This window comes from Aeromonas rivuli (assembly GCF_000820045.1).
Lineage (GTDB): Bacteria > Pseudomonadota > Gammaproteobacteria > Enterobacterales > Aeromonadaceae > Aeromonas > Aeromonas rivuli.
The window spans coordinates 1-25,217 of the sequence record NZ_CDBJ01000067.1 but is presented as its reverse complement, the minus strand read 5'-3'; the positions used below and the strand labels follow the sequence as shown (position 1 = coordinate 25,217).

At 59.7% G+C, this 25,217-nt stretch carries 39 protein-coding genes; 38 read left to right on the top strand and 1 reads right to left on the bottom strand.

Annotated features, from left to right (window positions below; translation table 11 throughout):
- Positions 1 to 58: 58 nt before the first annotated feature.
- From BN1130_RS15700 to BN1130_RS15635, 15 genes are all read left to right on the top strand, one after another.
- Positions 59 to 529 carry a Mor transcription activator family protein gene (locus BN1130_RS15700; RefSeq protein WP_042043087.1) on the top strand — a complete coding sequence of 157 codons (471 nt, stop codon included), beginning with the start codon at positions 59 to 61 and terminating at the stop codon, positions 527 to 529.
- Positions 530 to 540: 11 nt separating this feature from the next.
- Positions 541 to 945, top strand: a complete 405-nt coding sequence (locus BN1130_RS15695; protein ID WP_042043086.1) for a hypothetical protein — start codon at positions 541 to 543, stop codon at positions 943 to 945.
- Between the two features lie 120 nt (positions 946 to 1,065).
- On the top strand, positions 1,066 to 1,533 hold the full coding sequence (locus tag BN1130_RS15690) for a glycoside hydrolase family protein (RefSeq protein ID WP_042043085.1): 468 nt from the start codon (positions 1,066 to 1,068) through the stop codon (positions 1,531 to 1,533).
- Between the two features lies 1 nt (position 1,534).
- Positions 1,535 to 1,825 carry a hypothetical protein gene (locus tag BN1130_RS15685; protein WP_042043084.1) on the top strand — a complete coding sequence of 97 codons (291 nt, stop codon included), beginning with the start codon at positions 1,535 to 1,537 and terminating at the stop codon, positions 1,823 to 1,825.
- On the top strand, positions 1,822 to 2,427 hold the full coding sequence (locus BN1130_RS15680) for a hypothetical protein (protein ID WP_042043082.1): 606 nt from the start codon (positions 1,822 to 1,824) through the stop codon (positions 2,425 to 2,427). The genes BN1130_RS15685 and BN1130_RS15680 overlap by 4 nt, the downstream gene beginning before the upstream one ends.
- Complete coding sequence (locus tag BN1130_RS15675) at positions 2,427 to 2,666, top strand: TraR/DksA C4-type zinc finger protein (RefSeq protein ID WP_042043080.1); 240 nt, start codon at positions 2,427 to 2,429, stop codon at positions 2,664 to 2,666. The genes BN1130_RS15680 and BN1130_RS15675 overlap by 1 nt, the downstream gene beginning before the upstream one ends.
- Positions 2,656 to 2,979 (top strand): DUF2730 family protein, encoded by a 324-nt coding sequence (locus BN1130_RS15670; protein ID WP_042043079.1) that lies wholly within the window; start codon positions 2,656 to 2,658, stop codon positions 2,977 to 2,979. The genes BN1130_RS15675 and BN1130_RS15670 overlap by 11 nt, the downstream gene beginning before the upstream one ends.
- 11 nt (positions 2,980 to 2,990) lie before the next feature.
- Positions 2,991 to 3,287: a VpaChn25_0724 family phage protein gene (locus tag BN1130_RS15665; protein WP_084218229.1), complete on the top strand. Its 297-nt coding sequence runs from the start codon at positions 2,991 to 2,993 to the stop codon at positions 3,285 to 3,287.
- Between the two features lie 14 nt (positions 3,288 to 3,301).
- Positions 3,302 to 3,553 (top strand): hypothetical protein, encoded by a 252-nt coding sequence (locus BN1130_RS15660; protein ID WP_042043076.1) that lies wholly within the window; start codon positions 3,302 to 3,304, stop codon positions 3,551 to 3,553.
- Entirely contained in the window at positions 3,550 to 3,681 is a 132-nt protein-coding gene (locus tag BN1130_RS23070) for a hypothetical protein (protein WP_269745815.1), read from the top strand. Before BN1130_RS15660 ends, BN1130_RS23070 begins: the two co-directional genes overlap by 4 nt.
- Positions 3,682 to 3,688: 7 nt before the next feature.
- Entirely contained in the window at positions 3,689 to 4,072 is a 384-nt protein-coding gene (locus tag BN1130_RS15655) for a ubiquitination-like system serine protease family protein (RefSeq protein WP_042043075.1), read from the top strand.
- Entirely contained in the window at positions 4,072 to 4,653 is a 582-nt protein-coding gene (locus BN1130_RS15650) for a DUF3486 family protein (RefSeq protein WP_042043074.1), read from the top strand. Before BN1130_RS15655 ends, BN1130_RS15650 begins: the two co-directional genes overlap by 1 nt.
- Positions 4,653 to 6,242, top strand: a complete 1,590-nt coding sequence (locus BN1130_RS15645) for a terminase large subunit domain-containing protein (protein WP_157014049.1) — start codon at positions 4,653 to 4,655, stop codon at positions 6,240 to 6,242. The genes BN1130_RS15650 and BN1130_RS15645 overlap by 1 nt, the downstream gene beginning before the upstream one ends.
- Positions 6,239 to 7,807, top strand: coding sequence for a DUF935 domain-containing protein (locus BN1130_RS15640; RefSeq protein WP_042043071.1), 1,569 nt, complete (start codon positions 6,239 to 6,241; stop codon positions 7,805 to 7,807). The genes BN1130_RS15645 and BN1130_RS15640 overlap by 4 nt, the downstream gene beginning before the upstream one ends.
- Complete coding sequence (locus BN1130_RS15635) at positions 7,800 to 8,591, top strand: phage head morphogenesis protein (RefSeq protein ID WP_042043108.1); 792 nt, start codon at positions 7,800 to 7,802, stop codon at positions 8,589 to 8,591. The genes BN1130_RS15640 and BN1130_RS15635 overlap by 8 nt, the downstream gene beginning before the upstream one ends.
- A gap of 5 nt (positions 8,592 to 8,596) precedes the next feature.
- On the opposite strand, the gene BN1130_RS22350 is transcribed toward BN1130_RS15635, so the two are convergent.
- Positions 8,597 to 8,761: a hypothetical protein gene (locus tag BN1130_RS22350; protein WP_157014048.1), complete on the bottom strand. Its 165-nt coding sequence runs from the start codon at positions 8,759 to 8,761 to the stop codon at positions 8,597 to 8,599.
- A 174-nt stretch (positions 8,762 to 8,935) separates the two neighbouring features.
- On the opposite strand from BN1130_RS22350, the gene BN1130_RS15630 reads away from it, so the two are divergent.
- The 23 genes from BN1130_RS15630 to BN1130_RS15520 all read left to right on the top strand — a co-directional run bounded on the left by BN1130_RS15630 (position 8,936) and on the right by BN1130_RS15520 (position 25,076).
- On the top strand, positions 8,936 to 9,892 hold the full coding sequence (locus BN1130_RS15630; protein ID WP_042043069.1) for a phage protease: 957 nt from the start codon (positions 8,936 to 8,938) through the stop codon (positions 9,890 to 9,892).
- Positions 9,893 to 9,898: 6 nt separating this feature from the next.
- On the top strand, positions 9,899 to 10,798 hold the full coding sequence (locus tag BN1130_RS15625) for a Mu-like prophage major head subunit gpT family protein (RefSeq protein WP_042043068.1): 900 nt from the start codon (positions 9,899 to 9,901) through the stop codon (positions 10,796 to 10,798).
- Positions 10,799 to 10,876: 78 nt separating this feature from the next.
- Positions 10,877 to 11,098: a hypothetical protein gene (locus BN1130_RS15620; RefSeq protein ID WP_042043066.1), complete on the top strand. Its 222-nt coding sequence runs from the start codon at positions 10,877 to 10,879 to the stop codon at positions 11,096 to 11,098.
- A 9-nt stretch (positions 11,099 to 11,107) separates the two neighbouring features.
- The gene (locus BN1130_RS15615; protein ID WP_042043065.1) at positions 11,108 to 11,362 is read left to right on the top strand and encodes a hypothetical protein; all 255 of its coding nucleotides are present in this window, start codon (positions 11,108 to 11,110) and stop codon (positions 11,360 to 11,362) included.
- A 3-nt stretch (positions 11,363 to 11,365) separates the two neighbouring features.
- A complete protein-coding gene (locus tag BN1130_RS15610; protein ID WP_042043064.1) occupies positions 11,366 to 11,875 on the top strand; it encodes a tail needle knob protein in 510 nt (169 codons plus the stop codon).
- 35 nt (positions 11,876 to 11,910) lie between these two features.
- Positions 11,911 to 12,381 carry a hypothetical protein gene (locus tag BN1130_RS15605; protein ID WP_042043063.1) on the top strand — a complete coding sequence of 157 codons (471 nt, stop codon included), beginning with the start codon at positions 11,911 to 11,913 and terminating at the stop codon, positions 12,379 to 12,381.
- Positions 12,382 to 12,383: 2 nt separating this feature from the next.
- Positions 12,384 to 12,635 carry a hypothetical protein gene (locus tag BN1130_RS15600; RefSeq protein ID WP_042043062.1) on the top strand — a complete coding sequence of 84 codons (252 nt, stop codon included), beginning with the start codon at positions 12,384 to 12,386 and terminating at the stop codon, positions 12,633 to 12,635.
- Positions 12,636 to 12,638: 3 nt separating this feature from the next.
- Positions 12,639 to 13,073 (top strand): gp436 family protein, encoded by a 435-nt coding sequence (locus BN1130_RS15595; RefSeq protein WP_042043061.1) that lies wholly within the window; start codon positions 12,639 to 12,641, stop codon positions 13,071 to 13,073.
- A complete protein-coding gene (locus BN1130_RS15590; protein ID WP_042043060.1) occupies positions 13,073 to 13,630 on the top strand; it encodes a phage virion morphogenesis protein in 558 nt (185 codons plus the stop codon). Before BN1130_RS15595 ends, BN1130_RS15590 begins: the two co-directional genes overlap by 1 nt.
- Positions 13,627 to 14,244, top strand: coding sequence for a hypothetical protein (locus BN1130_RS15585; RefSeq protein WP_042043059.1), 618 nt, complete (start codon positions 13,627 to 13,629; stop codon positions 14,242 to 14,244). The genes BN1130_RS15590 and BN1130_RS15585 overlap by 4 nt, the downstream gene beginning before the upstream one ends.
- 8 nt (positions 14,245 to 14,252) lie before the next feature.
- The gene (locus BN1130_RS15580) at positions 14,253 to 14,432 is read left to right on the top strand and encodes a DUF2635 domain-containing protein (protein ID WP_042043058.1); all 180 of its coding nucleotides are present in this window, start codon (positions 14,253 to 14,255) and stop codon (positions 14,430 to 14,432) included.
- 2 nt (positions 14,433 to 14,434) lie between these two features.
- On the top strand, positions 14,435 to 15,925 hold the full coding sequence (locus tag BN1130_RS15575; RefSeq protein ID WP_042043057.1) for a phage tail sheath subtilisin-like domain-containing protein: 1,491 nt from the start codon (positions 14,435 to 14,437) through the stop codon (positions 15,923 to 15,925).
- Positions 15,926 to 15,935: 10 nt separating this feature from the next.
- A complete protein-coding gene (locus BN1130_RS15570) occupies positions 15,936 to 16,295 on the top strand; it encodes a phage tail tube protein (protein WP_042043056.1) in 360 nt (119 codons plus the stop codon).
- Positions 16,296 to 16,297: 2 nt separating this feature from the next.
- Positions 16,298 to 16,669 (top strand): phage tail assembly protein, encoded by a 372-nt coding sequence (locus BN1130_RS15565; RefSeq protein ID WP_042043055.1) that lies wholly within the window; start codon positions 16,298 to 16,300, stop codon positions 16,667 to 16,669.
- Between the two features lie 139 nt (positions 16,670 to 16,808).
- On the top strand, positions 16,809 to 18,629 hold the full coding sequence (locus BN1130_RS15560) for a phage tail tape measure protein (protein ID WP_042043054.1): 1,821 nt from the start codon (positions 16,809 to 16,811) through the stop codon (positions 18,627 to 18,629).
- Between the two features lie 11 nt (positions 18,630 to 18,640).
- Entirely contained in the window at positions 18,641 to 20,047 is a 1,407-nt protein-coding gene (locus BN1130_RS15555; protein ID WP_042043053.1) for a DNA circularization protein, read from the top strand.
- The gene (locus BN1130_RS15550; protein WP_042043052.1) at positions 20,040 to 21,119 is read left to right on the top strand and encodes a phage baseplate assembly protein; all 1,080 of its coding nucleotides are present in this window, start codon (positions 20,040 to 20,042) and stop codon (positions 21,117 to 21,119) included. Before BN1130_RS15555 ends, BN1130_RS15550 begins: the two co-directional genes overlap by 8 nt.
- Positions 21,113 to 21,655, top strand: coding sequence for a phage baseplate assembly protein V (locus BN1130_RS15545; RefSeq protein ID WP_042043051.1), 543 nt, complete (start codon positions 21,113 to 21,115; stop codon positions 21,653 to 21,655). The genes BN1130_RS15550 and BN1130_RS15545 overlap by 7 nt, the downstream gene beginning before the upstream one ends.
- A 6-nt stretch (positions 21,656 to 21,661) precedes the next feature.
- The gene (locus BN1130_RS15540; protein WP_042043050.1) at positions 21,662 to 22,114 is read left to right on the top strand and encodes a phage GP46 family protein; all 453 of its coding nucleotides are present in this window, start codon (positions 21,662 to 21,664) and stop codon (positions 22,112 to 22,114) included.
- Positions 22,104 to 23,171, top strand: coding sequence for a baseplate J/gp47 family protein (locus BN1130_RS15535; RefSeq protein WP_042043049.1), 1,068 nt, complete (start codon positions 22,104 to 22,106; stop codon positions 23,169 to 23,171). Before BN1130_RS15540 ends, BN1130_RS15535 begins: the two co-directional genes overlap by 11 nt.
- Positions 23,156 to 23,737: a YmfQ family protein gene (locus BN1130_RS15530; RefSeq protein ID WP_042043048.1), complete on the top strand. Its 582-nt coding sequence runs from the start codon at positions 23,156 to 23,158 to the stop codon at positions 23,735 to 23,737. Before BN1130_RS15535 ends, BN1130_RS15530 begins: the two co-directional genes overlap by 16 nt.
- Positions 23,738 to 23,739: 2 nt before the next feature.
- Positions 23,740 to 24,459 carry a phage tail protein gene (locus BN1130_RS15525; RefSeq protein WP_052448245.1) on the top strand — a complete coding sequence of 240 codons (720 nt, stop codon included), beginning with the start codon at positions 23,740 to 23,742 and terminating at the stop codon, positions 24,457 to 24,459.
- A complete protein-coding gene (locus BN1130_RS15520; RefSeq protein WP_042043047.1) occupies positions 24,459 to 25,076 on the top strand; it encodes a tail fiber assembly protein in 618 nt (205 codons plus the stop codon). Before BN1130_RS15525 ends, BN1130_RS15520 begins: the two co-directional genes overlap by 1 nt.
- Positions 25,077 to 25,217 lie beyond the last annotated feature (141 nt).

Genomic DNA, 25,217 nt, shown 5'->3' with positions numbered 1-25,217 from the left:
GTTATGATCTCAATACCCAGCCAGTGCTGGGTATTGTGCTATTTGGGAGGGCGTGGCCATGAGTGACAAACAAGAAGAACAGATCGACATGTTCGGTGAGGCGGTAGGTAAATCGGAGATCAGCACCCAGCTAGACCGGTTGCTGGATGAAGAAGCTGAATATGGCTGGCCGGAGACGCTGCGCGATCTCTATAGCCTGATAGAGCGCACCATCGATAAGCACCGGCATGCAGATGAGCTATCGGTGCTGCTGCTGTCTGCCATCTGCACCAACTTCGGCGGTGCCCGTTTCTACCTGCCCAAGGGCAAGAGCATCGAAGTGATGCTGCGCTCCATGCTGGTCTGGAAGGCCTTCACCGGCAACAACACCTTCGAGTTGTCCCGCCAGTTCAAGGTATCGATGCGCGAGATCCAGTACATCCTGGCCAGGATGCGTAAGCTGGAATCCCGTGCCAGACAGCGGGACTTGTTCGCCGGTACCGAGCAAGCTGCTCAGGGCCAAACCAGAAAGCACGGGCGACTTTATTAATGGAGGACGAAATGAAATTTCTGTTTATCGCCACTCTACTGCTCAGCAGTTCACTGGCTGCCGCGTCCCTGACTATCGCTGACAGTGACCAGGTCAATCTGGCCATCATCGAGCAGGCCTATGCCAAGCTGGTGAAAGTCTGCCCTACGGTGCGCGATGGGTGGGGAGTGGATAAAATTGAGGCCACTTACAATCACGGAGAAATCGAATCAGGAAGTTACTTCACTAGCTGGCGATTTGATCAATATGCTTGGAAAACAGATGTTGCATTCTCAGTGCACGATACCAATACCCAGACCCATCATTTCTATGTGGCAACCGGTGATAGTAAAGGCGTAATAATTGACGGCAAACAAGCGTCATTGGACTTCTGTGGTATTAACGGCACGATGTCAGGCCATTACTTAATAAAGTAAAAACGAATATCCAACAAAGGGCCTGCGGGCCCTTTGTTATTTTATGGCGAAATCCGTCACTCTCACCCCATTCCCTCATCACAGCACACTGGATTAATTCCCCATCCATCCAGGTGTGTTATGTCCATTTACGCATTAATCAAATACGAAGAGGGTTGGCGTCCAAAGCCATACCTCTGCACAGAGAATTACCCCACCGTCGGCTTCGGCTTTCGCATCGGCCCCCAGGGCGCCGATATCAAGCTCTATCAGTTCACGCTGCCCATTCGTGCTGGCGAAGCCTGGCTCGACAGCCTGATCTCCAATCTGGAAGTGGATATGCGCCGCGATCCCAAGCTGGCCATGGCGCTGCAAGTCTGTGAGCGCGATCCCGCCCGGCTGGCGGTGCTGCAATCCATGGCCTACCAGATGGGTGTCAAAGGGCTGGCCGCTTTCAAAAACACCCTGCAAGCGGTGATTGAACAGCGCTGGAATGATGCGGCGGCAGGCATGCTCAACAGCCGCTGGGCCAAGCAGACCCCCGCGCGGGCCAAGCGCCATGCTGAGCAGATGCGCAGCGGCATCTGGGCCAAAGAGTATGGGGTCTGACATGGGCCGCAACTGGCAATGGAGTGTCGAGCATGGCCGCGAACAGCGGCTCAAGCGCGAGCGCGAGGCCGCCGAACAGGGTATCGCCGAGAGCGATGTGGATCGCGCCGTGCCGCTCCATAGCCATGACGGCACCATGCAAAGTCAGTTCGCCAAGGGCTGGCATTCGGTGACGGCCAGAGACATCTACCAGGTACGCCATCCGCAGCTTGCCGCCATCAGTGCAAACCAGCCCAAGGTAGCGGGCCACATCGCCCGCCTGCGCGAACTGTTCAAGGAGACTCATCCATGATCCCCCTTATCCCCGCCATTGCGGCCCTTGCTGTGCAGCAGGGGCCTGCGCTTATCCGTGGCATCGCCAACATGTTTGGTGGCAGCGACACCGCCAACCAGGTGGCCGATATCGTCGAGCAGGTTTCTGGCATTGGCCTGAGTGCCGATCAACAAACGGCCACCGTGGCCGCGCAGCTGGGCCGCATTACCGATCCCGCCGCCCTGGTCGAGCTGGAGAAGATCAGGGTTGCGCTTGAGAAAGAGCAGACCCGCCGCCAAGAGCTGGCCCTGCAAGACAAGCAGGCAGAGCACCATGAAACCCAAGAGACAGTGCGCGAGGGCGATAACGCCACCGACACCTATGTGCGCAACACCCGCCCCCTGCTGGCCCGTCAATCCTGGTATGCCACCGCCCTCTACGTGCTCGCCTTCGAAGGCCTCAAGGTCGCGGGCTATGGCGACGGTGCAGACTGGAGTATGGCCGCCATGCTGAGCACCCCCGCCTGGGCCTATCTCGGCCTGCGCACCCTGGACGGCTTTGCCCCACACCCCAAATCGTCTGGCCAGAAGGTGCAATCCGCCGTGGCAGGCACCGTTTCCAAACTGCTGACGAGGCGCTGATGACCGACCTGTTTGACCGTGCCCAGAAAAACGAGCAAGAGACCCGCGAGCGCGACCTGGCCAACCAGCTCGCCCGGCGCGTTACCGAAACCCCAGACCAGGACGCCGTTGGCAACCGCTTCTGCCTGAGCTGTGGTGAACAGATCGCCCGCGACCGGCTGGAGGCCGCACCAGACGCCGTGCGTTGCGTCCCCTGCCAAAGCTGGCAAGAGACCGCAGGGAGGCACCATGGAGTTTGACTGGATAGCGAAGTGGTGGGGCGTCATCACCACAGTGGTGGCATTACTGGCCACCGTCGTCATGTTGTGGCTGAGCAAGACCTTTGCCCGCCGCGAAGAACTGAAAGAAGTGAGCACCGCCATGGACGAGCTGACCACCCGCGTTACCAGCCTCGAAAGTCGCGTCGACAACCTGCCGACCCAGGAGCAGTTCTATGAGCTGGGCATCCAGCTCGAAGGATTACGGGGGGACATCAAGGCACTCACCGCCCAGCTCAAGCCCACCAATCACCAGATTAACTTGCTGCTCGAACAGCGTTTAAACGAGAAATAAACGGGGGTTATATGACGTCGATGAGAGAGTTTGTAGTGTCGGATCAGCGCCTGCTGATCCTGCGCAGCTTGCGGGAAATGGCTGGCTACTCGGCCAACGAATCGATCCTGGATTCGTGCCTGGAAACCTATGGCCATAGCTGTAGCCGCGATGTAGTGCGCAACCACCTCCGCTGGCTGGAGGAGCAAGGCCTGCTGACGGTGGAAGAGGTGGGCAAGACCCTGGTGGCCAAGCTGACTGGCCGGGGTGACGACGTGGCCACTGGCCAGGCCGTGGTCGATGGCGTCAAAAAACCGCGTCCGGTGTGACCATGAGGGATCTGATGATGAAGATGAAAAGCGCCCTGGTTGCCCTTGTGCTGGGAGGGCTTGGCGGGTTTAGCCCGCTGATGATCCGCAATTGGCGAGGCCCCGCCTCACTGGACGAGGCTATCGAACTTCACGTTCGGAAAATAAAACGCGCCAGCCGTTACCGCCCCGCCTTCAATGGCGGTTTGCCTTCCGTCAAGCAGGCGCAGCGTCAGGCCAAGGCCAGGCGGGCCACCCGCCGCGCACGCCGGTTGGGTCACGCATGAAAGCCCGCCTGCTGGATATCGCCTGCATGATGGCCGTGGGCTACCTGCTGGCCCTGCCCATCGTCGGCGATCCCGTCTATGCGCTCTGGGGCTGCACGGCCCCGCTCGTTGACAAGCTGTTGAGGTAGCAGAAGCATGAGTGAATTTATAACCCTCTCTCCAGTATTGGCATCGGCCAGCGAAGGCACGCTGGCATTCTTCTGCAAAGGGTGCAACGCGCCTCACATCATCAACGTTGGCGTTGGCCCCAGACCGAGATGGAGTTTTAACGGCAATTACGAGCGCCCAACCTTCACTCCGTCTGTTCTCGTTCAATGGGACCAGTGGGAGCCGCCCTGCGCCGATCTGGAGATGGCCGATAAAATCTACAACGGTGAGATAGTGCAGACCAAGGTGTCCAAGGTTTGTCACTCATTCGTCACCGACGGACGCATCCAATACCTGGGCGATTGCACCCATGAGCTGGCTGGACAGACTGTCGATCTCGCTCCATGGGCCGAAAGTTTGGAGGCGTGGTGATGACCAAGACCAAGAACACCAAGAGCAAGATCCAGCAACTGCCTGACGACATCCGCAGCCAATTGGCGGCCATGCTGCGCTCTGGCTCTATGTCTCAGAAAGACATCCTGGAAGAGGTGAACCAGCTCATCCTGGAATCTGGCTTGCCGCCAGAAGAGCAGATCAGCCGCACCGGCCTCAATCGCTTCGCCAAGCGGATGGAGGTGGCAGGCAGCCGTATGCAGCAGGCCCGTGAAGTGGCCGAGGTATGGACCACCAAGCTTGGTCAAGCCCCCACTTCCGAGGTCGGCAAGATGCTCCAGGAGTTCGTGCGCACCATGGCCTTTGAAACGTCCATGAAAATGATGGATGCCAGCGACGGGGAAGAGGGCAAGATGGTTGACCCCAAATCACTGGGCCAACTCGCCCTGGTGATCCAGCGGGTGGAGCAGGCCGCCATGACCAGCCACAAGGTGGAGAAAGAGATCCGCGCTGCGTTCGCCGCCGAGGTGGCCGCCAAGACCGAGAAGATTGTGAAGTCGGCAGGGCTCTCAGCCGAGACGGCTGCGGACATCAAAAATCAGATATTGGGGATTGCGTGATGAGCCACTTAACCTCAGCAGAGAACACCCTGCGCAATCAGTCAGCGGCCGCCATCATCGGCGGCCAGTTCAATCCCAATGAGGTGCTGCTGCCATATCAGAAGCGCTGGATTGCTGATACCTCACCGCTCAAGATTGCCGAGAAGTCGCGGCGAACCGGGCTTACCTGGGCAGAGGCAGCCGATGCCGCGCTGACTGGCTCGATGTCGGCACAGGCGGGCGGCTGTGACACCTTCTATGTCGGCACCACCAAAGACATGGCCCGCGAGTTTATCGACGCCTGCGCCATGTGGGCCCGCGCTTACAACTGCGCCGCCGGTGAAGTCAGCGAAGAGGCGTTGGCCGATGAAGACAAAGACATCCTGGTCTATGTCATCAACTTCGCCAGCGGCTTCAAGATCAAGGCGCTCAGCTCGAACCCCAGCAATCTGCGGGGGATGCAGGGCAACGTGGTGATCGATGAAGGGGCCTTCCACAAGGAGCTGGCCGCCATCCTCAAGGCTGCGCTGGCGCTGACCATGTGGGGCAGCAAGGCGCGCATCATCTCGACCCACAACGGCATCGAGAACCAGTTCAACACCCTGATCCAGGACAGCCGCGCTGGCAAGAAGCGTTACAGCGTGCACCGCATCGACATCGAGACGGCCATCAACGAGGGTCTCTATCGCCGGATCTGCCAAGTCACCAAGAAGGAGTGGAGCCAGCAACAGCAAGACGAGTGGTTGCGCAACCTGCTCAAAGACACCGCCACCGAAGAAGACGCCCGGGAGGAATACTACTGCGAGCCCAAGAGCGGCGGCGGTGCCTATATCAGCCGTGGCCTGCGTGAACGGGCCGCCTGTGGTGATGGCCCCGTGCTGCGCTTCACCGGCTCGGCCGCCTTCAACGCGGCCAGCGAATCGGAGCGTAACGCCGAGATGCAGGAGTGGCTGGAGGCCGAAGTCTTCCCCGAGCTGATGAAGCTAGATCGCACCAACCGCCACGCCCTGGGCGAAGACTTCGCCCGCTCGGGTGACCTGACGGTATTCGCCCCTATTGAGGTGCTGCCCACCACCCGCCGCCGGGTGCCCTTCCTGGTCGAGCTCAAGAACGTGCCGTTCAAGCAGCAGGAGCAGGCGCTCTATTTCATCTGCGATCGCCTGCCGCGCCGCGATGGTATCTGGCTGGATGCCAACGGTAACGGTAGCTATATCGCGGAAGAGGCGGCCTATCGCTACGGCCAAGAGGTGGTGAAGGTGATGCTGTCGGTCGGCTTCTATCGCGAAAACATGCCGCGCTTCAAATCGACCTTTGAAGATGACGAGCTGGAGCTGCCCAGGCACGAAGACATCATCACCGACTTGGGGCAAATCCAGATCTACCGGGGTACCCCCGGCATTGACGACAGCCGCACCCAGGGCAGTGATGGCAACAAGCGTCACGGCGATAGCGCGGTGGCCATCTTCCTGGCCTATCTGGCCAGCCGGGCCGAGAACCAAATCTATGAATTGCACCGCATCGCCAAAGTCGGTGCGCCACAAAAAGACAACGACGGACAACGGCAGATGAACCTGACCCGTGGCCTGCGTAACGGAGGCGGACTACTGTGAGCACCATTCTCGATTCACGGGGCAACCCCATCAAGCCAGACAAGAAGGTGCTGAGCGAGAATATCGCCAATGCCCATATCACCAGCGTGCGCAACCCGCGCCCCAACTCGGTGGCCAGCACCATCACCCCCCAGCGCCTCGCTGGCCTGTTGCGATCGGTGGTCGATGGCAACAACCCCCAGGACTACATGACTCTGGCCGAAGAGATCGAAGAGCGGGATCTGCATTACGCCTCTGTCTTGCGTACCCGCAAGCTGGCGGTGGCTGCATTGCCGCCCAGTGTCGAGGCCGCCAGTGATGATGCCTTCGACAAGAAGCTGGCCGACGAAGTGCGCCAGTTGATGGAAAGCGACCAGATACCAGAGCTGTTCTTTGACCTGCTCGATGGCCTTGGCAAGGGGATGGGGGTGTGTCAGATCCTGTGGGACACCAGCGGCGGCCGCTGGACGCCGAATGATTACAGCTGGGTAGACCCCCGTTATCTGCGCCCCGATGCCGACACCCTGAGCAAGATCCTGCTGATTAGCGATGACGCCCCCCAGGGCAAGCCGCTGGATCCCTACAAGTTCATCGTCCACCTGCCGCGCACCAAGTCAGGCAGCATCTGGCGCAACGGCCTGACCCGTCTCTGCGCCGTCATGTATATGCTCAAGTCGTTCACTATCCGTGACTGGTGGGCGTTTGCCGAGGTGTTCGGTATCCCGATCCGGGTGGGCAAGTACGGGCCGAACGCCACTCCCGAGCAGATCGCCACCCTCAAGAACGCCATCGCCACCATCGCCAGTGACTCCGGGGCCATCATCCCCGACAGCATGATGGTCGAGCTGGTCGAGACGGCTAAAGGCAACGGCGGCGATACCCTGTTCGAGAACATGGCCCGCTGGGCTGACGAACAGACCAGCAAGGCGGTGCTCGGCCAGACTATGACCACCGACGATGGCAGCAGTCGCGCCCAGGCCACCGTGCATAACGAAGTGCGCCTCGATATCGCCAAGTGGGATGCCCGCCAGCTCGAAGCCACCATCAACGAGTACCTGGTCAAGCCGTTCATCGTGCTGAACTGGGGTGTGCAGAAGGCCTATCCCCGCGTCTGTATCCGAGTACCTGAGCCGGAAGATCTCAAGCTGCTGGTCGATAGCCTGATGCCGCTGGTTGACCGTGGCCTGCGCGTCAGCGAAAGCGCGATGCAAGACAAGTTCGGGCTCGGGGCACCCAAGCCGGATGAAGCCACCCTGCAACCGCTGAGCACCATGCAGGTGCAGGCCGTGCAGCCGCTGGCCCTTAACCGCCAGCAACCCCAGCGCCTTGCCATCAACCGCATCCAGCAGCCGAGCGAACAGGCCATCGAGCAGCTGACCGAGGAGGCCATGAGCGACTGGGTCGAGGTGGGCGGCGATGACTTCATGAACCCGATCATCGAGCTGGCTGACAACAGCGCCACCTTCGAAGAGTTCAACGCCGGGTTGCTCGCGCTGCAAGACACACTGACCGCCGAGCAGTTCACCCCGCAGCTGGCCGATTATCTGTTCAGGATGCGTGGCATGGGGGATGCGCAAGATGCCTGAGCCAAAGGCCTCGGACTTTCCGCCTCAAGCTGCGCTGGACTGGTTCAAGGCCAAGGGCATTCAGCCCGGCTTTGACTACCGTGACGTGTGGAAGGAGGAACACAGCAACGCCTTCACCGTGGCCAAGATGCTCAATGCCGACTTGCTGGTCGAGGTGCGGGCCTTGGTCGAGCAGGCGCTGGAGCAGGGCCAGACCTTTGCCCAGTTCCAGGCAGCCATCAAACCGCTCCTGGTCAAGTCCGGTTGGTGGGGTATCCAGACCATGGATGACCCGCTGACAGGCGAAACCAAGCCGGTACAGCTGGGCAGTGAGGGGCGATTGAAGACCATTTACCGCACCAACATGCGCACCGCCCGCGCCGCTGGCCAGTGGCAACGCATCGAGCGTACCAAGCGGGCCATGCCTTATCTGACCTATACGCTTGGGCCATCCAGGGAACATCGGGCCTTGCATGTCAGCTGGCAGGGGATCACCCTGCCCGTGGATCATCCTTGGTGGCAAAGTCACATGCCACCAAATGGCTGGGGCTGCGCCTGTGGTGTGCGCCAGATCAGCAAGTTTGAATACGCCAAGCTGGAAGGTAAGGCCGGGTATCAATTCGCCCCGCAGGATGACGGCACCAGGGAGTGGGTGAACAAACGCACCGGTGAAGTCGAGACGCTCCCGAGTGGGATTGATCCAGGGTGGAACTACAATCCCGGCAAGGGTCGCCAGCAAGCCCTGCAAACTGACCTGGCCGCCAAAGAAAAACAGATGCGCCAGACGCTCTCAGCGCCGCTGTGAGCAATTCAAGCTATCAGCGCATGGCAATAACCAGTCAAATGCAGCAGGCGGCGATTTAAAAGGGGTTTATAAATGGTTGCGCCGTGGCGCTCAGGCTGGTTTGTCACTGCCATGACTTGCCAGCCAATATTGATCCGGTAACCTGTGGTCTGCTGTTCCTCTTCCCCCACTGACTGACTACCTCTTTTTCGCTCGCTCCCCACACGCTTCGCATTCCCTGCCGCATAAGGCGAAATCCGTCACTCTCACCGCCACGCCCTTGGCCGTCATGCTCATTCCCACAACATGTTTCAAATCCAACCGACGCCACCTGGCAGGAGGTTGCCATGTAACCGGAGCGAGCAATGCCCAAAACCTATCTAGCCCTCTGCTTTGACCTGTCACGCCAGCAAGTGCGTGATGAGAAGGTCTGGCTGCCGCTGATCCCCCCCGGGGTATTCAGTGGTAACGATGGGCGAAGCTGGAACAACAGCAACCCGGATGCCGTGGTGGCCTCGTTCACCAAGAAACGTCCATTCGATGTTGAACATGCCACCCACATCCTGGGCCCGCAGGGAAAGCCCGCTCCGGCCCATGGCTGGATCGAAGCTCTCCAGAATATCGACGGCGAAGTGTGGGGCATGGTTGAGTGGAACGAAGACGGGGAGCGAGCTTTGGCGGCAAAGAATTACGCCTTCTACTCCCCGAGTTTCACCTACGACGCAAATGGTGTTGTGAGAAGCATCACCAGCGCAGCCCTGACCAACGACCCCAACCTCGATCAACTCCCTGCACTGAACCGTGAGGAAACACCAATGCCCTTGCCCGTAGAACTGACCCAGGCGCTGGGTCTGGGCGCAGATGCGGATATCGCTTCCGCACTGACCGCCATCAATACCATCAAGGCCGATCATCAGCTGGCTCTCAACCGTGCCGCTACCGGCCCTGATCTGACCAAGTTCGTCCCGAAAGAGACCTACGAACTGGCCCTCAACCGCGCCACCACCGCCGAGACCAAGGTCAAACAGACCGAAGAGGCCAAGCTGGCCACGTTGGTCGATGGTGCTATCGCATCCGGCAAGATCGCCCCGGCCAACAAAGAGATGTTCCTGGGCATGTGCCGTGCCGAAGGCGGGGTCGAGCAGTTCAACGCCTTTGTGGCCAGCGCCCCGGTCATCGCCGATGCCAGCGTGGTGAAGACCACCACCGAGCAGGCTGGCGCGCTGAGCACGGATGAACTGGCACTGTGCCGCAAGATGGGCCACAAGCCCGAAGAGTTCCTGGCTGCCAAGCAAGCCATGAAAGCCAAACAAGGGGAGTAATCCATCATGGCCTTTACCGAATCCCAAGTTCTGGAGGCGTTGACCGTCTCCATGTCTGCCTCTTACACCCGTGGTCTGGGTGCCATTACCCCGCAATGGGCCCGTGTGGCTACTCAGGTGCCCAGTGCAGGCAGCTCCAACTTCTATGGTTGGCTGAAAGACTTGCCCGCCATCCAGGAGTGGTTGACCAATCGCCAGCTGGTCGAAGTGGGAAGCCATGGTTATCAGATCCTCAACAAGACCTTCGAGTCTTCTGTTGTCATCAAGCGTGAAGACGTGGAAGACGACCAGATCGGCAAGTATTCGGTCATCTCCGAAAACTTTGGCCGTGAAGCGGCGCTGTTCCCCGACAAGAATGTCTATGCCCTGCTGGCTGCTGGTTTCGCCACCCTCTGCTACGACGGCCAAAACTTCTTCGACACCGACCATCCGCTGGATACCACCCCGGCCACTACTTTCTCGAACGTAGTGGGTACTCCAGGTACCGATACCGGTTCCCCCTGGTTCGTCATCGACGATATGCAGGTGGTCAAGCCCATCGTGTTCCAGGAACGCCGCCCCTTCGACTTCCAGACCATGAACGCAACCAGCGAATACACCTGGTTCAATAACAAGTTTGCGGCTGGGGTTGATGGTCGTCATGGCTACGGCTTTGGTTTCCCACAGACTGCTATCGGCTCCAAGGCTGTGCTGGATGAAGCGAACTTCGAAACAGCCAAGACCAAGCTGGCCAGCATGAAGAAGTCCAACGGCACCCCTATTGGCACCATGGCCCGCGTGCTGGTCGTCGGCCCGAGCAACGAGGCGGCTGCCCGCAAGCTGATCAAGCGCGAGTTCCTCGATAGCGGCGAGAGCAACATCTACTACAACAACGTCGAGATCGTGGTCAGCCCTTACCTGGTGTGACCGGTCATCTGATGTAACCACCCCGGCCTGGGTAGAGCTTCAAAGCGTCGAAGCCCAGGCCATTACCAGGACATAGCAATGGAAAATCAGAACGAACTGCTGGGCCTGCTCCGTGCTCATGGCGAGCAAGCCCGCACCCTGCTGATCCAACTGCGCGCCCAGGTGGCTGCTCAGCCCGATCCGCAGGTGCCCCACAGCACCGTCAGCGAGCCCATGCAGGCACTGGACGAGGCCCAGCGTCTGTTGCAATCCGGCCAGATGTGGCTGGAGCGCGCCATCACTCAGCCGACCCACTTCTAAGGAACCGCCATGGCCACCACGACCGTGACACCGACCGCCACCGCCTGGGTACTGGTATCCGCAGTGGGCAGCGGCACCCTGGAAAACCAGACCGGTCAGATAGTGCTGTATCGCACCGATGCGTCGCTGCCTGATCCCAGCGTGACCGTCGGCCACACCCTCGGTCGTGAACAGCGTGAGGCATGGAGCTTTGACCCGCCCCAGAACCTGTACGCCCGGCTGGCCCTGCCGGGCGGCGGCGTGCTGGTTGTGACAGAGGGCTAAGCCATGCCATTCGGGAAGGCGTTCGTCTACCAGGCGCCCAAGCGCAAGAAGAGCGAGGTGTTTTGGTCAGGCCTGTCTGGTGCCGCCGCTTTGCTGGCAGCAGATACCAACCGGGATTTGATTGCCTGGTTAAAAGGTCTGCCCACGCCGCAGTTCGGCACTCTGGCCCCGTTCTTTAACACCACCAGTGACAAGCTGAACGCCTTCAATAGCGACAGCAGCCTGGCCTTCAAGCTCAACCTGATCGGCAGTTGGTCTGGTGGCTCGGCCCAGCGCTCGATGCAGTTGGATTTTATCGGCACCAATGGCAACCGCCTGGTGGCAAGTCGGGATGTCCAGGTGACCGATGACACCGTCACCCTGGCCACCTTCTTCTCCATCGACGCTGGCGGCGGCATCGTCACCAACGGTACCAAGCCGGTGATCCGCTCTAACAACGGCTCATTCACGGCCACGGCAGTGCTGTTGATTGCCGAACAGGCCACCCGGCAAACCCTGATATCGGTGGTGTAAACCGCCTTTACCGACCCTTTACAGGAGCATTGAACATGGTTCGCAAAGTCAACGCTAAGGCCCCAGAGGCCGACAAAAGCCAGCAGCTGGCAGCTGCAACAGTGGGCGCAGGTACCGAGCTGGCGCAAGCGCAGCCCAAACAGAAAGAAGACGGGACCGTACTGGTAGACCCTGACGCCGAAGCCGCCCGCCTGGCAGCGGAACAGCAGGCTGCCGAAGCCGCCCGCCTGGAAGCAGAACAACAAGCCGCTGCCAACCAAGTCAACGCCGAGTGGTTGCTGGGTCAGTTCGACGTCAAGGCCAAGTCGCCTGCTGGCTTCTGGCGCTGCCAGGTGCACTTTCTCCACTCCAGTGCGACCCGGGTGTTTGTGGTGAGCGACAAGGCCAATGTGCCGCACGACCACGACTGCGAGATCCCGTGCTGCTACCTCACCCAGGAAGAGGCCAAGCGCGTGCATGGCGATCCCTGGCTGGTCTGCACCGAAATCGAAGTAGTGGGGGCGTAGTCATGGACATCAGAGAACAAGCGGCCGCCGTCACGTTACCAGCGGTAACGCTGGTCAATATCGACAAGCTGATGAAAACCACCAACTCCATCATTGGCCAAATGCAGAACGAGTTGATGCCGTTGGTCAATGAACTCGGCGGAGGGGGTGATAAAGAGGTGTCGAAACTGCTGGAAAACGCAGCGGGTTGCCTGTTGGCACTGGCCTCTTCTGTTTCAGGCCAAGCCTTGGTCGGCAGCTACATCAAGGAGTAACTGATGGCCATCTACGCGACGAAACAGGATCTGGAAACCCGCGACGGCTCGATGCTCTATAACTTCGCGCTCGACCGGTCTACCGACACCCTCAACGACACCTGGATCGATGAGGCATTGGCCACCGCCGATGACGAGATCAACGGCTACCTGTCTCGTCGCTATGTGCTGCCGCTGCCGACCGTGCCTGACCTGCTCAAGCGTCAGGCTATCGTCATCGCCTTCTATTGGCTGGGTGATCGGGATAACCAGGTCACCACCCTGCTGCAAGAGCGTTACGACAGAGCCATCGCCAAGGTGAAAGAGATTGCGGCTGGCAAGGTGGATCTGGGCCTGCCTACCCCTGACCAGCCGCCAGAGGGCGCCGTTGGCAAGGTGGAGCTGGTGCAAGAGAACGAGCGGCTGTTCACCCGCAACTCGTTGCGTGGGGTGCTCTGATGAGTATCTCGGTCGAGGTCGAGACCCGTGGTGTCGAGCTGGCACGTTATCAGCGCCTGCTCGATACCCTGGGCCGCAACGACTACAAGGCAGAGCTGCTCGAAAGCATTGGCGCCGTGGCAGAAAGCCAGACCCGCCGCCGCATCAGCGACGAGAAGACCGCCCCGGACGGTACGCCCTGGGCGCCCTGGTCAGCGGATTACGCCAAGACTCGCCACGGCAACCAGAGCCTGCTGCAAGGTGACGGCGATCTGCTCGATAGCATCGAGTACCAGGTGCAGCGCAGCAGCGTGCGGGTCGGCTCGGCCTTGGCCTATGCCGGGGTGCATCAGGATGGGTTCAGTGGCGCCGTGCAGGTGCCAGCCCACATCCGCCGTATCACCCAGGCGTTCGGCAAGGCGCTCAAGTTCCCGGTCTATCAGTCAGTCGGCAGCTTTACCAGGATGATGGAGATCCCCCAGCGCGAATATCTGGGCCTCTCCAGCGATAACCAGACCGAGCTGCTCGCCGTGATTGGCGACTTCTGGCAAGACGTGATGAAGGAGGCAGGCCTATGAGCCGCCCGGATTTTGGCACCATCGGCAGTACCGTCAGCGCCTGCGAAGGGGTGGTGCAGTACCTCAAACCCTACCTGGAAGCGAGCGGCCCCGGCGCCGATCGCAGGATTGACCGGGTCCAGGCCGTGGAGCGCCATATCGGCCAGTTCGACAAGGCTGAAGAGCTTGGCGAATGGATGAGCAACAAAGATGGCGGGGTGCGCATCGCCGCTTTGCGGATCCCCAAGATGGAGAACCAAGGCAATGAACTGGTTGGCACTGTTGAATTCGCCGCCTATGTGTTCTGCGCCGATCTGTGGGCGTATGCAAAAGACCAGCGGGCTGAGGTCATTGCTGGCCGGTTGGCCAAAGCCCTGATGATAAAGGGTGGCTGGGTTGGCAAGGGAGCAAAGAAAGCGCCTGAGTCGGTACAAGCTCGCAACCTTTACTCCATCCAGACCAACAAGAAGGGGGTGGCGATCTGGGCCGTAACATGGCTGCAAGACTGGCCGCTGGATGACCCCATAGACCCCGCCACCCTGGATGACTTCTTGCGCTTCAACTGGCGGGCAGAGCAAACCGATGGCGCCCCCGTCTGCGAGGCAGATATCACCCTGCCAGGCCCAACCCCATAGGAGAGTTGATGGAACTGCATCTGAAACCGAAACAGGGACTGACCATCCGCAAGCCGGATGGCAGCAAGCTGGCCGCCGAGGGTGAGCGGGTACCGCGCACCAGCTTCTGGCTGAAAAGGCTCGCCGATGGCGATGTCGAGCACGTCAAACCGGCCGCCAAGGCCACCAACAAGAAAGTGGAGAAGTGACCATGGCTTTCGGAACCATCCCCAATGACGTGCGCGTGCCGCTCGTCTATATCGAGATCGACAACTCGCAGGCCCTGAGCGGCAACCTCGCCCAGGATCAGAACGTGATGCTGTTCGGTCAGATGATCAACACCGGCGGCGATGCCGGTACCGCCACCCCACTCCAGGTGGTCGAAGTGCCGGTCAGCGACTCGGCCATCGATGCGCTGTTCGGTGTCGGCTCCATGATGGCGCTGTCTGCCAAGCGCTACCGCAAGGCCAACAGCTACACCCGCACCTTTGCCTTGCCCATCGGCGATATTACGGCGGGTGCGGCAGCGCTGGGGTCTTATACCTTTGCCGGGTCCGCCTCCCTGGCGGGCACCCTCTCGTTGCTGATCGCCGGTCAGTCGCTGCAAGTCGGAGTGATTGCTGCGGCAACGGCTGCCACCATCGCCACCAACGTGGCCGCCGCCATCAATGCCGCCAAAAACCTGCCGGTGACGGCTGCCGTGGATGGCACCGATACCGCCAAGGTCAACATCACCGCCAAGTGGAAGGGCCTGACCGGCAATGACATCGACCTGCGTCATAACTACTACGCGGGCGAACAGCTGCCCTCTGGGATCACCATCACCACCGTGGCCATGACCGGTGGATCTGGCGCCCCCGATATCGCCAGCGTCATCGCGGCCATGCCGGACGAATGGTACAACCACATCATGATGCCGTTCAGCGACACGGCCAGCCTCAACACCTTGCGTGACGAGCTGCTCGAACGTTGGGGGCCGCTCAAGATGAGCGAGGCCATCGCCTATACCGCCTTCCGGGGCACCTATGGCGAGACCATTACCTTTGGTGAAGGGCGCAACGACTTCCTGCTCTCCTGCCTGGGTACCAGCAAGTCACCGAGCCCCAGCTGGGAGTTCGCGGCCAGCTATTGCGGCATCGCCGCCTACCATCTGGCCATCGACCCGGCGCGACCGCTGCAAACTCTGGTGCTGCCCGGCATCCTGGCCCCGGCCAAAGCCGACCGCTTCGCCTTTGACGAGCGCAATAACCTGCTCAAATCCGGCATAGCCACTTACCAGATCCAGCCCGGCGACGTAGTGGCCATCGAGCGCGAAGTCTCTATGTACCAGGAAAACGCCTACGGCGACCCGGATCCCTCTTACCTGGACATCACCACCCCGGCCACCCTGGGCAAGATGCGTTACGACATCAAAGTGATGGTCACCAACCGTTACCCGCGCCACAAGCTGGCCCATGACAACGTGCTGGCGCAAATTGACCCGGCGCAGCCGGTGGTGACGCCCAAGCTGATGAAGCAGGCCATTCTGGAAGTGGCGCTCGACTGGGTGACGGAAGGTCTGATGGAAAACTATGACCTGTTCAAAGAGACCCTGGATGTCTATCGAGACGGCCCCGACCAGAACCGCCTCAACTGCGTCTGCCACCCGGACGTTGTCAACCAGCTGCGCGTCTTCGCAGCTCTGATCCAGTTCAAACTGTAAGGAGAACCCCATGGGACAAATCCTGGGTGAAGTAACCATCCGCACTAACAACAACAAGCAGCTCAAGACCAAGGGCGGCGCCACGCTCAATCCGGGTGGTTATACCCGCACCCAGCACACGGGGCCCGGCAAGGTATGGGGTAAGAGCCAGAAGTACTCCCCGCCCAGCATCGAGCTGGTCATCGCAGCCGATGAAGACGTGGACGTCATGGAGATCAACGCCATGGAGAACGTGACCATGACCTGGGAAGGCGATAACGGGGTCAGCTACATGATGACCCAAGCCAGTACCAACGAACCGGCCACCCTGCGTGAAGACAGTGGCGACATTGCCGCCACCTTCTTCGGCGACAAAGTCGTGGGGATCTGACCATGGCCTTGATCACCTTCCAACTCGAACACGGGCTGAAGGCGATGGGGAGCGGCGATGAGCCGCTCCTTTATCGTGACGTCGGCCTGCGTGAACTGACCTCCGCTGACCTGATTGATGCCCAACTCGAAGCCGAAAAGGTCGTGGTGCAGAACGGCAAGGCGGTCGCTTACACCAGCGATGTGCTCTATGGCCTGAACCTGCTCGGCCGCCAGGTGGAATATATCGGCGAGTTCAAGGGCCCGCTCGATATCAAAGTGCTGAAGAAATTGCACGTCGATGATTTCGGTTTATTGCAAAGCAAAGCCCAGGAGTTGGATATGGCGTTGGCCGAGGCATTGGCAGAACGGGGGCGATCTCATTCAGCTGGCTGACCCGGTCATGGGGATCATGTTGGCCATGAGCAAATATATCCCCACAGCCGAGCTGAAAAATTTGCCATTGCGCCACTTGCTGCGCCGTTTCGACCAATTAAAGCAAGCTCTCCAGCCGAAGAAATAAATAGGGTTCATCATGGGCAAGCAACTCGTTACCGATATTGTCATTAACCTTGCTGGCAACTTGGCCAATAAGGCGCGGCAATATGGTCAGAGCATGAATCAGTTCGCCGCCAATAATCAGCGGGCCATGAACATGGTGCGGATGACTACGGCAGCGGCTGGCCGGGGTATCGATGCGGTAGGGAATCGCTATGTTGCCTTGGGGGCTGCCGTGGTCGGGGGCTCGGCGGTGCGAGGCTATGCCCAGCTCGACCGCCGTATCTCCCGCATCGCCATTGCCGCCGACATCAGCCGCGAGAAGGCCAAAGAGCTGAAGGATGAGATCAATGCCGTGTCCAGCACCCGGGGCATCCGCATCGACCCAAGCGAGGCAACGGCCGCCATCGAAGAGATCCTGACCAAGACCGGCGACCTGGAATACGCCATCGCCAACCTGCCCAATATCGCTGCCGTTATCCAGGCAACCGGTGCGGGGGGGTTGGAAGTCGGCGGCATCTTCACCGAGTTCCGAAAACTTGCTATTGATTCAAGCGAAGCGGCCATGCGGGCCATCGATACCCTCAACCTGCAAGGCAAGGAAGGGGCCTTTACCTTGGGCAACATGGCCAAAGAGGGCCCCAAGATCTTTGCCGCTTATGCCGCCACAGGTCGCCAGGGAACCGATGCCGTCATTGAATTGGGGGCCGCTCTTCAGGTCATCAGACAAGGCGTTGGGTCTGATGCCGAAGCCGTCACCGCCTTCGAGTCCATCATCCGCGATATCACCCGCCCCGAGACCGTCAAGAAGCTCAAGCAGCTGGGCAATATCGATGTATTCGATCCCGAGCAGCTCAAGCAGGGCAAAGAGGTGATGCGCTCCCTGCCGGTGCTGATTGAAGAGATCGTCACCAAGTCAAAAGGCCTATCGAGCAACCTGGCTGGGTTGAATCTTACCGACGAAGCCAAGCGGGCACTCAAGCCGGTAATCGCCGAGTTCGTCCAGACTGGCGATGTCAAAGCCTTCGACAAATTCCTTGGTCTATCCGGCGATGGTACCACCACCCTCAACGATGCTTCCGTGGCTGCCTCTGACTTTGCCGCCAGCCTGCAACTGGTCAGCAACAGCTGGAACCAGTTCTCTAACCAACAGTTGGCAGGCCCTGTCGCCGAACTGGCTGACGCCATCAACAGCCTGGAGCCGGATGCCGTACAAAACTGGCTGGAAATCGGCAAGAACATCGCCCTGGTGGTCGGCGGCCTGGTCGCCGTCAAGAAGGGGGTGGATGCGGTGCGCTGGACAAAGGGCGTCTGGGATGCTGCCAAGCCCGGTAAGGGTGGTGCGGGTGGGATGGGGGGTGCCATGGCCGATCTCGGCGCGACCCCTGTCTATGTGGTCAATATGCCAGGCGGTGGGTTGGGTGGCGGCATGGGCCCTGGCGATGTGCCGGGTATCGAGCCTGGCAAGCCAGGTTCCCCTGCACCTGCGGCGCCCAAATCCCGCTTTGGCCTGGCTGGTTTGGCCGAGTTGGCCACCATCACTTACGCCGCCACCCTGGTACCTGAATTTAGCCCCGTGTCAGTGTCACGGGCCGCCGAACGGGCCAAAGATGCAAGCAGCAATGCCGGTCTGCTTGGCATTCCTGCCCCGGCCTCTCTGGCCGCCCCCGGCCTGCTCGATGTCTTTGACGAGATGAAGGCCTTTTTCACCAGGGATATCACTGCCAGCCCACGTCCTGACAACTTGGCCGCCTCCCTCGATATCAAGGTCAGCGATGATCGCATCACCGTCCGTACCCGCGACACCGCCCCTGGGCTCAAGGTGAACATCGATACCGGCCCGTCACTGATGCCGTAAGGAGGCTTTGAATGAGCTTTGAAGAGCGTTTGACCGCCTCAGTCCGGGGCGTTGAATTTCTGCTAAACACCGTCGATGGCAAAGGCGGACGCCGTGCCATCCCCCGCGAGTACCCTAAGCGTGAAAGCGGCTGGACCGAAGACAACGGCGCTATCCTCACTAACGAACAGATCACCGGCAAGCTGGTCGGCAAAGACTATCTGGCCCAACTGCGCACCCTGCTCGATGCCCTGAACCAGCCCGGTACCGGTGAGATGATCCACCCCTGGTGGGGTGTGCGCACTGTGCAGGTGGGCGAGGTTAGCCACCGCCTGGACAATGAAGAGGACGGGGTGGCCTATGTCACCTTCACCGTGTGGGAGGCAGGCACGCGCTTGTTCCCATCCGCTGCCATCGATACCGCTGCCACCCTGGGCAATGCGGCGGGGTTGGCCCAAGGTGCCGCCGAGCAATCCTTCCTGGATAACTTCATCACTGGCCTCGATAACATGGGCACCATGGTGGATACCTTCCTCGACGATCTGGATGAGTTCACCCGTGGCCTGCCAACACTGCCAGACCAGTTCCGTGACTGGACAGATCGCCTGATGCGCACCAAGGACAGCGTGGGCGCCTTGCTGGCCTATCCTGGTGAGTTGGCCCGCGAGATAACGGGTATCGTCGAAGATGTGAAGTCGGTGGTGACTGACCCTATCCGAGCGTTGTCGGTCTATGACCAGGTAAGCCGTCGCTGGGAAGGGATGCGCGCCGAGCTAGCCATCACTGGCGGTCTGCCAACCAGCATCAACAGCAATGCCAGCACCGGGATTGCTTCATCGGTACCGAACATCGATACCCCCTCTGAGCGCGATGCTGCCTTGGCCAACGGCCAGACCTTCACAAAATTGGTTCACCGGGCCAGCGCCACGGCGGCGGGCAGTGCCATTGCCAGCGCCGACCTTGGTCAGGATCGTGACTTCACCGCTGAGCAAGTGGGCTCCGTCACTATTGGTCAGTCCCTTACCGGCGATCAGGCCAATAATCCGTTAAGCCGCCCTGTGGTGATGGATGGTGTGGTGGGCACCGATCGCAATCTGCTGCTCACCGCCGATGACTTGCAATCCATCACCAACAAGCTAGCCGACCGGCTTGCGCTGTTGGCCATGGATGCCGTAGAGAACAATGAGAGTGATCTGTGGCGCAGCTTGCGTGACTTGCGCCTGGCAGTGCTGAACGACAGCCGCGAGCGCAGCAGCCAATTGCCACGTCGCCGCGTGCTGACCCTAGCCACCACGACACCAGTCGCCTTGCTCGCCTGGCAGCAGTATGGCGATGCCGAGTACCGGGATCGACTGGTTAGCACGAACAAGTTGCGCGATCCTGCCTTCATCACCCCCAGCACTCAGGTGGCAGTAATTGACGAGGTTGCCAATGGCTGAACCGATCACCCTGCGTGTCGATGGCCAGCTCTATGAGGGATGGCAGAAGGTGCGCATCACCCGCAGCTTGCGCGACGTCGCCGGCGATTTCGAGCTGAGCCTGACCCGCAAATGGAACGATGCCAAGGCGATGGCGATCCGCGAGGGCAGTGCCTGCACCGTGCATATCGGCACTGACCTGGTACTGACCGGCTATATCGATGACTTCATCCCCAGCTATGACGCCAAAGAGGTCAGCTGGGTGGTCAGTGGCCGCAGCAAGACCAGCGACTTGGTGGACTGCTCGGCCATCTATAAGAGCGGTCAATGGCAGGGCGTGACGCTGGACAGAGTTGCCCGCGATATCTGCCAACCATTCGGGATAGAGGTGCTGGTCGAGTGCGATCTGGGGGCGGCGTTCCCTCGGGTGACCATTGAGCAGGGGGAGACCTGCTTCGAGCTGTTCGACCGCTTGGCCAAGCAGCGCGGGATCTTGCTCACCACCAACGAATTGGGGCAATTGGTGCTGACCCAGGCCAGCGAGACCCCTATGGGGGCCAGCCTCATCCTGGGCGAGAACATCGGGGCTGCCCGTGGCCAGTTCAGCATGCGCGATCGGGCCTCGGAATGGATTGTAAAAGGCAGCAGCTACGGCGGCGGCGCAACCTGGGATAATACGGCCCCAGCCACCCTCGGCGGCCAGAAAGCCACCATTACCGATCCCGCGGTTACTCGCTATCGCCCCCGCATCATCATCGCCGAAGATGTCACCACCGTGGCCGGTGCCAGCAAGCGCGGCCAGTGGCAGAAACAGCGCAGCATCGGCGAAGGTACTCAGACCGAGATCACCGTCGCCGGGTGGCGCACTCAGGGGATAGAAGGCAGCAGCGGCCCGATCTGGCGCATCAACCGCATTTGCCCCATCAAGGACGAGATCCAGGGCCTGGATGAGAGCTGGCTGATTGTTACCGTCTCCTTGATGGAAGACGACAAGAACGGCCGTGAGGCCATCATCAACTTGATGCCGAGGGAAGCCATGTTGATCCCGGTGGAAGTCGCCAAGAAACAGACCAAAGAGGTGACCACATGGTAACCATTCGTGATGTGCAAAAGCTGCTCGCCCCGCTTGCGCGTCGCCTTCGTCTGATTGCCGACCGCGCCGTCGTTACCCTGGTGAACGATGCCCTGCAACGGCAAAACCTTCAGCTCAAGGTATTGGCCGATGAAGGGGCAGATGATGTAGAACGCTTCCAAAATTATGGCCACTCTTCCGTTCCGCCTGCGGGGTCTGAGGCCGTGGTGCTGGGCATAGGCGGTGCCCGTGCTGGCCTGGTGGCCATCGTAGTAGAAGACAAGTCCGTGCGACCCACCGACTTGGAAGCAGGGGATAACTGCCTGTACCATCTGGAGGGGCATCGCATCCTGCTACTCAAAGATGGAACCATCGCCATTGAGGCGAAAGCCGTCACTCTCACCGCCACCGAAAAATTCACCATCATATCCTCTGATACCGAAATCCAAGGCCCGCTGCATGTTACCGGCCCCATCACCTCTGACGAGGATGTGATGGCGGGTGATATCTCATTGAGCGGCCATGACCATGAAGAGGGGGTTGGCGCCCCCGTGTGAGGGGCAATGACCACAGCCATCATCTGGAACAACGAAACCGGCCGAGGGGATATCGACATCACCTCGGCCGGTTTGCGTCAGGATGATGGCCTCGCAACCTTGGTATTCCAGATCCTGTTCACCGATGCCCGTGCCGATGAATCGGACGTGCTGCCCGATGGCACCGACGATAGGCGAGGCTGGATTGGCGACACCTTCGCGGATGAACCCTGGGGCAGCAAGCTCTGGCTGCTGGAGCGTTCCAAGCTCACCACCGATGTGCGTAACAAGGCGGTGACCTATGCGCAAACCGCCCTTGAACGCCATTTAAAGCCCGATTACGCCAAGCAAGTGGTCGTGACCGGCTCCATCCCCCAGTTCCAGTTGCTCCAACTCGACATCGCCATTACCAGACCAGACGGATCCGAGATGACCATCAGCATCAAAAAGCGGTGGGAGGCGCAAGCTAATGCCCTATAACGTCCCGACGCTGCGACAGATTACCGCCAGTGGCCAGCTGGATATCGAATCCAACCTGGATACCGTGCTGCCAAAATTTGGCATTGAACTGGCGCTCAATACGGCAGTGTCTGCGGGCCAGCGCGACCTCTACGATCACCAGATGTGGATAGTGCGCCAGATCATCCCCACCACCGAGTCAGATGACCAGACCATCATCGAGCTGGCCCAATATGAAGGGGTGATCCGCAAGCAGGCGACCTATGCCGCAGGCCCTGCCACCCTCAATGGCAATGTGCCAGCCCCTCTGGGTACCGTGCTATCTCACAAGGACGGCAGACAGTACACCGTGACCGCGAGCGCCAGCCCAGCAGGGGGTACGGTCGCCGTGCAGCTGCAAGCCAGCGTGGCAGGGGCAGCGGGAAATATGGCGGCGGGTGAAGCCTTGACCCTGGTTACCCCCGTGCCCGGTCTGCAATCCAACGGTACCAGCGGCGCCATCAGCGGCGGTGCCGATATAGAACCCATCGCCCAGTTGCTGGAACGCTTGCTGTTTCGCAAGCGTAACCCGTCACTGGGTGGCGCCGTACATGACTATGTGGCCTGGATGCGGGAGGTCGCAGGCGTGACCCGTGCATGGTGTTATGACGCCTGGTATGGCGGCAGCACCGTGGGGATAGCCTGGGTTTATGATGACCGGAACGACATTCTGCCCACCCCCACAGACCAGACGACCATGCAGGATTACCTGTTCCGCCATCCCGACCCTGCCACGGGTGTGCTGGTTGGTCGCCCCGGTGGCATCGAGTCAGTTGATATTGGGCTCACCTTAAAGAGCACCGATCTGGCCATCACCCCCATCCCTGATAATGCGGATATTCGCCTCGCCATAGAGGCCAATGTGCGTGGTTATCAGAGCACCTTGGCCCCGAACCAGCCGCTACTGTTATCCAAAATCCGCACCGCCATCGGCTCGGCGACCGGAGTGAATAACTACAGCCTGGATCTGGCAGCGGATGTGCCCGCCGCTAGCAATGAATTGAACGTCGTCGGGGTGATCACATGGCCCACCCTGTAGAGCAATGGCATGAAGCCCTGCTGCAACAGATGCCCCGTGGTCGGGCCTGGCCGCGCGATCCTGAATCCAATCTGTCGCAGTACGTCAAAGGGTTCGCTCAGCGTCTGGTCGATACTGAACTCAGTGCCGACCAGCTACTGCTGGAGATGCGGCCAGAGACCACCGTCCAGTTGCTGCCGGATTGGGAGCAATACCTTGGGCTGCCAGAGTGCGCCGTCCCTAATCAGACCTTTGAGAGCCGCCGTGCGGCCGTGGTCGAGAAATATCACCGTAAAGGTGGTTTGCAGACTTGGCAGATTGAGGCGCTGGCCTTGGCGCTGGGGTTCACCGTCGAAGTGCGCGAGCACTTCCCCCATCACGTGCAGCGCAATGTGCTCTATCCCATCTGGCCGAACCGCTGGCGATACACCCTCGAAGTGGTTGTTTATGGCCTGCCTGATGGCCGTTTTCGCGTCACGGATAACGTACTTACCCCCCTGAAAACTCAGTCGGCCATCCTGCTTGAATGCACCCTGTCCCGCTACAAGCTGGGCGGCTTTACCTATGAATACATCTATGAGGTCTGACCATGTACTGGCTAGATAATGACTCCGGCGTTGCCTCTCCACCCGCGATCCCGCCGGTGCAGTCGTTAACCCGCCTCTATTTCACCGAAGGAGGCGGCGGCGAACAGCCCAGCATTCCTGGCGGTGAATGGTTCAATATGCTCACCGATGAGATGCTCAACGTGCTCACCCTGGCAGGGGTTACGCCAGATAAGGCAGACCATGCTCAGTTGTCCAAGGCGATGCAGGCGCTGGCATTTAGTGCCTATCCCGTTGGTGCCCCTATCCCCTGGCCGACGGCCGTGCCTCCTGATGGGTTCCTGGCGATGACGGGGCAGTCGTTTAGTGCAACCACTTACCCGCTGTTGGCGCTGGCTTATCCCGCGCTGGTTCTGCCAGACATGCGGGCGGAATGGATACGTGGTTGGGATAACGGACGAGGAGTGGATCCGGGAAGGGCGTTACGCTCTGCTCAAGGTGATGCGGCTAGAGCTTTAACAGGGTCATTTACGTTTGTTGATCAGGCAGCCGCATATGGAGGTACAGATGTCTTTAGTGGAGTTTTTTCTGGAGCAAACAATGTGTTAAGTAAAACGATTTCAACGAGCAGTCTTGTAAATGCGTCTGGAGGCGTGACTGCTCGTTATTCAAGGGTCGATCTCAACACTGCGTCGGTTACTCCAACTGCCCCAGAATATAGGCCCCGCAACATCGCATTTAACTACATAGTGAGGGCAGCATAATGAACGAACCGCGCGTAACTTGGGGTATTGATGGGTTTGCATCTGCCTCTGGCTGGGAACTGGTCTATGTTGCCTCACCGCAAACTGGCGAGTACCTGACCAGTCAGGAGGTGTGGATATCGATTGGCACTGGGCTATCTGCCGGGGCATATCTTGATCAGCCAATGATGGCAGAGCCAGGCAAGGCGATCGTCCGTCAGGATGGCGCTTGGGAACTTGTTGATGACTACCGGGGCCAAACGGCATACAACAAGCAAACTCGTCAGGAAGTCGTGATCGATACCCTTGGCGTACTGCCATCAACGTTGACCCTGATCCCCCCTTCATCTCAGTTCGACGTGTGGGATGAGCTACTGGGGGCATGGGTAAAGGATGATGAACAAGAAGACGCCTGGTTGATTGAGCAGGCACTCTATCAGCGACAATACTTGATGAGTGAGGCGAGTCAGGAGATAGCTGTTCTGGTTGATGCTCTCGATCCGGCCATCATCAGTGATCCATCTGATGACGATCAGGTAAAGCTCATCGCCTGGAAGACCTACCGGGTAGAGCTCTCTAAAATCGACCAGCAACCGTCATACCCTGACACCATCAACTGGCCTGCAAAGCCCCAGTAAGCATCCTGCAAACCTGATATGCACAAGGGGCCATTACGGCCCCTTGTTATCTCTCACCTCCCCCGCGCCCTAGTGTATTGATCACTATTCACTGTGATCGATTCACTAGCTCACAGTGATCATTTCACCCGCGCGGCTACA

Excerpts from the sequence above, each read along its gene's own strand:
- BN1130_RS15600 (WP_042043062.1), top strand. The coding sequence starts at position 12,384 with ATGGACATCAGAGAACAAGCGGCCGCCGTCACGTTACCAGCGGTAACG.
- BN1130_RS15625 (WP_042043068.1), top strand. The coding sequence starts at position 9,899 with ATGGCCTTTACCGAATCCCAAGTTCTGGAGGCGTTGACCGTCTCCATG.
- BN1130_RS15570 (WP_042043056.1), top strand. The coding sequence starts at position 15,936 with ATGGGACAAATCCTGGGTGAAGTAACCATCCGCACTAACAACAACAAG.
- BN1130_RS15540 (WP_042043050.1), top strand. The coding sequence starts at position 21,662 with ATGACCACAGCCATCATCTGGAACAACGAAACCGGCCGAGGGGATATC.
- BN1130_RS15565 (WP_042043055.1), top strand. The coding sequence starts at position 16,298 with ATGGCCTTGATCACCTTCCAACTCGAACACGGGCTGAAGGCGATGGGG.
- BN1130_RS15620 (WP_042043066.1), top strand. The coding sequence starts at position 10,877 with ATGGAAAATCAGAACGAACTGCTGGGCCTGCTCCGTGCTCATGGCGAG.
- BN1130_RS15530 (WP_042043048.1), top strand. The coding sequence starts at position 23,156 with ATGGCCCACCCTGTAGAGCAATGGCATGAAGCCCTGCTGCAACAGATG.
- BN1130_RS15595 (WP_042043061.1), top strand. The coding sequence starts at position 12,639 with ATGGCCATCTACGCGACGAAACAGGATCTGGAAACCCGCGACGGCTCG.
- BN1130_RS15680 (WP_042043082.1), top strand. The coding sequence starts at position 1,822 with ATGATCCCCCTTATCCCCGCCATTGCGGCCCTTGCTGTGCAGCAGGGG.
- BN1130_RS15520 (WP_042043047.1), top strand. The coding sequence starts at position 24,459 with ATGAACGAACCGCGCGTAACTTGGGGTATTGATGGGTTTGCATCTGCC.
- BN1130_RS15670 (WP_042043079.1), top strand. The coding sequence starts at position 2,656 with ATGGAGTTTGACTGGATAGCGAAGTGGTGGGGCGTCATCACCACAGTG.
- BN1130_RS15700 (WP_042043087.1), top strand. The coding sequence starts at position 59 with ATGAGTGACAAACAAGAAGAACAGATCGACATGTTCGGTGAGGCGGTA.
- BN1130_RS15605 (WP_042043063.1), top strand. The coding sequence starts at position 11,911 with ATGGTTCGCAAAGTCAACGCTAAGGCCCCAGAGGCCGACAAAAGCCAG.
- BN1130_RS15630 (WP_042043069.1), top strand. The coding sequence starts at position 8,936 with ATGCCCAAAACCTATCTAGCCCTCTGCTTTGACCTGTCACGCCAGCAA.
- BN1130_RS15535 (WP_042043049.1), top strand. The coding sequence starts at position 22,104 with ATGCCCTATAACGTCCCGACGCTGCGACAGATTACCGCCAGTGGCCAG.
- BN1130_RS15590 (WP_042043060.1), top strand. The coding sequence starts at position 13,073 with ATGAGTATCTCGGTCGAGGTCGAGACCCGTGGTGTCGAGCTGGCACGT.
- BN1130_RS15525 (WP_052448245.1), top strand. The coding sequence starts at position 23,740 with ATGTACTGGCTAGATAATGACTCCGGCGTTGCCTCTCCACCCGCGATC.
- BN1130_RS15645 (WP_157014049.1), top strand. The coding sequence starts at position 4,653 with ATGAGCCACTTAACCTCAGCAGAGAACACCCTGCGCAATCAGTCAGCG.
- BN1130_RS15585 (WP_042043059.1), top strand. The coding sequence starts at position 13,627 with ATGAGCCGCCCGGATTTTGGCACCATCGGCAGTACCGTCAGCGCCTGC.
- BN1130_RS15685 (WP_042043084.1), top strand. The coding sequence starts at position 1,535 with ATGGGCCGCAACTGGCAATGGAGTGTCGAGCATGGCCGCGAACAGCGG.
- BN1130_RS15655 (WP_042043075.1), top strand. The coding sequence starts at position 3,689 with ATGAGTGAATTTATAACCCTCTCTCCAGTATTGGCATCGGCCAGCGAA.
- BN1130_RS15690 (WP_042043085.1), top strand. The coding sequence starts at position 1,066 with ATGTCCATTTACGCATTAATCAAATACGAAGAGGGTTGGCGTCCAAAG.
- BN1130_RS15665 (WP_084218229.1), top strand. The coding sequence starts at position 2,991 with ATGACGTCGATGAGAGAGTTTGTAGTGTCGGATCAGCGCCTGCTGATC.
- BN1130_RS15560 (WP_042043054.1), top strand. The coding sequence starts at position 16,809 with ATGGGCAAGCAACTCGTTACCGATATTGTCATTAACCTTGCTGGCAAC.
- BN1130_RS15675 (WP_042043080.1), top strand. The coding sequence starts at position 2,427 with ATGACCGACCTGTTTGACCGTGCCCAGAAAAACGAGCAAGAGACCCGC.
- BN1130_RS15660 (WP_042043076.1), top strand. The coding sequence starts at position 3,302 with ATGATGAAGATGAAAAGCGCCCTGGTTGCCCTTGTGCTGGGAGGGCTT.
- BN1130_RS15650 (WP_042043074.1), top strand. The coding sequence starts at position 4,072 with ATGACCAAGACCAAGAACACCAAGAGCAAGATCCAGCAACTGCCTGAC.
- BN1130_RS15615 (WP_042043065.1), top strand. The coding sequence starts at position 11,108 with ATGGCCACCACGACCGTGACACCGACCGCCACCGCCTGGGTACTGGTA.
- BN1130_RS23070 (WP_269745815.1), top strand. The coding sequence starts at position 3,550 with ATGAAAGCCCGCCTGCTGGATATCGCCTGCATGATGGCCGTGGGCTAC.
- BN1130_RS15695 (WP_042043086.1), top strand. The coding sequence starts at position 541 with ATGAAATTTCTGTTTATCGCCACTCTACTGCTCAGCAGTTCACTGGCT.
- BN1130_RS15575 (WP_042043057.1), top strand. The coding sequence starts at position 14,435 with ATGGCTTTCGGAACCATCCCCAATGACGTGCGCGTGCCGCTCGTCTAT.
- BN1130_RS15635 (WP_042043108.1), top strand. The coding sequence starts at position 7,800 with ATGCCTGAGCCAAAGGCCTCGGACTTTCCGCCTCAAGCTGCGCTGGAC.
- BN1130_RS15555 (WP_042043053.1), top strand. The coding sequence starts at position 18,641 with ATGAGCTTTGAAGAGCGTTTGACCGCCTCAGTCCGGGGCGTTGAATTT.
- BN1130_RS15550 (WP_042043052.1), top strand. The coding sequence starts at position 20,040 with ATGGCTGAACCGATCACCCTGCGTGTCGATGGCCAGCTCTATGAGGGA.
- BN1130_RS15580 (WP_042043058.1), top strand. The coding sequence starts at position 14,253 with ATGGAACTGCATCTGAAACCGAAACAGGGACTGACCATCCGCAAGCCG.
- BN1130_RS15610 (WP_042043064.1), top strand. The coding sequence starts at position 11,366 with ATGCCATTCGGGAAGGCGTTCGTCTACCAGGCGCCCAAGCGCAAGAAG.
- BN1130_RS15545 (WP_042043051.1), top strand. The coding sequence starts at position 21,113 with ATGGTAACCATTCGTGATGTGCAAAAGCTGCTCGCCCCGCTTGCGCGT.